The 2,495-nt window shown below is 69.7% G+C and carries 2 protein-coding genes and 1 pseudogene; all 3 read left to right on the top strand.

What is annotated here, in order from left to right:
• Positions 1 to 669: TlyA family RNA methyltransferase (locus DSP71_RS10150; protein WP_258546364.1), on the top strand; the 669-nt coding region annotated here is incomplete at its 5' end.
• Positions 666 to 1,586, top strand: coding sequence for an NAD kinase (locus DSP71_RS10145; protein ID WP_046749378.1), 921 nt, complete (start codon positions 666 to 668; stop codon positions 1,584 to 1,586). The genes DSP71_RS10150 and DSP71_RS10145, both read left to right, overlap by 4 nt.
• A gap of 13 nt (positions 1,587 to 1,599) precedes the next feature.
• A pseudogene (locus DSP71_RS23540) lies at positions 1,600 to 2,495 on the top strand (DNA repair protein RecN); the annotation flags it as partial.

The raw sequence follows: 2,495 nt of genomic DNA, 5'->3' as shown, positions 1-2,495 counted from the left end.
GGCGAGGGGGCCGAGATCACGATCGCCGGAGCCGACCACTACGTCGGCAGGGCCGCGCACAAGCTCATCGCGGCTCTCGACGGCTTCGCCGTCCCGGTGCAGGGGCGTCTCGCGCTCGACATGGGCGCATCCACCGGCGGATTCACGCAGGTGCTGCGCGAACTCGGCGCGCGCACGGTCCTCGCTGTCGACGTCGGGCACGGGCAACTCGCTCCGTCCATCGCCGCCGACCCCGGCGTCATCGCCGTCGAGGGCTACAACGTCCGTCACATGACACGCGAGAACCTCACCGCGGCGACCGGCGAGACGGCGGCACCCGATCTCATCGTCGGCGACCTCTCGTTCATCTCCCTCGAACTCGTGCTTCCGGCCGTCGCCGCCGTGGCAGTGCCGGAGTCGGACATCCTCCTGCTCGTGAAACCCCAGTTCGAAGTCGGGCGCACAGCCGTCCGCGGCGGTCTGGTCACCGACCCCGCAACGCGCGCCGACGCCGTCGCCAGAACGGTGTGGAGCGCGTGGGATCTGGGACTCGGCATGCTCGGGATCCTTCCCTCCCCGATTCTCGGTACGCACGGGAACGCGGAGTATCTCGTGCACCTCGCCCCGGGGCGGGGCAGCAATCCGACAGAATGGCTGGACACCATCAACCGACTGGCAGGAGGACGATGAACGAGCGCTGCATCCTGGTCGTCGCTCACGCGGGCCGTGTCGACACCGTCGAGGCCGCCCGTCGGGTGATCGACGCTCTTCGAGAGGCCGGAGCGCGACCCGTTCTGGCCGTCGACGATCACGAGGACCTCGCGGCCGTCGACCCGTTCTTCGTCGACACCGACGTGCTCGGGCGTTCCGTCGACCCGGCCGACCTCGAGCTGGCGATCGTGCTGGGCGGGGACGGGACGATCCTGCGAGCCGCGGAACTGGTGCGGGACAGCGGCGCACCCGTGCTCGGCATCAACATGGGGCATGTGGGCTTCCTCGCGGAGATCGACCGCGATGACATGGACAAAGCGGTGCGCCGTGTGATCGATCGCGACTACGAGGTCGAAGAACGGCTCGCGCTGTCGGTGCGGGTCAAAGATGTCGATGGCACGGTCGTCTACGAGACCTGGGCGCTCAACGAGGCGACGGTCGAGAAGGCCAGCCGTGAGCGGATGATCGAGATCGTGCTGGAGATCGATGGACGCCCCCTGTCGAGCTTCGGCTGCGATGGCATGGTCGTGTCCACTCCGACCGGATCGACCGCCTACAACTTCTCGGCGGGAGGCCCCGTGATCTGGCCCAGTGTGGAGGCGATCGCCGTGGTGCCGCTGTCTGCGCACGCGCTGTTCGCCAAGCCGTTGGTGGTCAGCCCGGACGCGTCGGTCGCGATCGAGATGCTCGAGCGCACGGACGGCTCCGGCATTCTGTGGTGCGACGGACGCCGTTCGCACGAACTGCCGCCGGGCGCTCGTGTGGTGGTGCGTCGTTCTTCACGTCCCGTGCGGCTCGCGCGCCTGCACCCCACGGCCTTCACGGACCGTCTCGTGCGCAAGTTCCAGCTGCCCGTCGCCGGGTGGCGTGGCCAGGCGACGGAAGCGACGTCGTGAGCGAGAGGTCGTCATGATCGAGGAGATGCGGATGCAGGGGCTCGGCGTCATCGCCGATGCCGTTCTGCCGCTGGGCCCCGGCTTCACCGCGGTCACGGGTGAGACCGGTGCGGGCAAGACCATGGTCGTCACCGGACTCGGGCTGCTCCTCGGCCAGCGCGCCGATTCCGGGGCGGTGCGCGCCGGTGCGTCGCAGGCATCGGTCGCCGGCGTGTGGATCGTCCCCGAAGAGGGCAGCGTCGCAGAGATCGTCGCCGACGCCGGCGGAGAGCTGGAGCCCGCGGGTGGCGGCAGCGCCGAACTCTACGTGTCGCGCACGCTGAGCGCGGAAGGGCGCTCCCGCGCGAGTGTGGGTGGCCGCGCCGCTCCGGCGGGAGTACTCTCTTCGCTCGCGGAAGAGCTTGTCGTGGTCCACGGCCAGTCCGAGCAGCTGCGGCTGCGATCAGCGACCGCCCAGCGCGATGCGCTCGATCGTTTCGGTGGTGCTCCGATCGCGGAAGCCGTGAACACCTATGCGGCCGCTTTCGCTCGTTGGCGTGCGCTCGACGCCGAGATCTCGGAGATCACCGAGAACCGGGATCGGCGGGCCGAAGAAGCCACGCGACTGCGGGAGGCCATCGCACTGATCGAGGCGACCGCGCCGGAGCCGGGGGAGGACCAGGAGCTCACCGAGCGCTCCGAGCGTCTCGCCAACGCCGAGGAGCTGCGTCTCGCAGCATCTCTCGCCCACGCCGCGCTGTCGAGCGAAGACGGCGAGCCCGATGCCGCGGCGCTCGTCGCGGAGGCACGTCGCGTGCTCGAACGAGCCTCTGATGCCAAGTTGACCGAGATCGGGGAGAACCTCGCCGACATCGGCTACCGGATCGCCGACACGGCGGGGCTCCTCTCCGCCTATCTCGCCGACCTCGA

The sequence above is a fragment of the Microbacterium sp. H6 genome (genome assembly GCF_003314775.1).
GTDB classification, from domain to species: domain Bacteria; phylum Actinomycetota; class Actinomycetes; order Actinomycetales; family Microbacteriaceae; genus Microbacterium; species Microbacterium oxydans.
Note: the sequence above shows the minus strand (reverse complement) of the source record. Positions and strands in the feature narration are given on the sequence as shown.

Bases quoted from the DNA above. Each gene is read 5' to 3' on its own strand.
- DSP71_RS10145 (WP_046749378.1), top strand. From the start codon at position 666: ATGAACGAGCGCTGCATCCTGGTCGTCGCTCACGCGGGCCGTGTCGAC.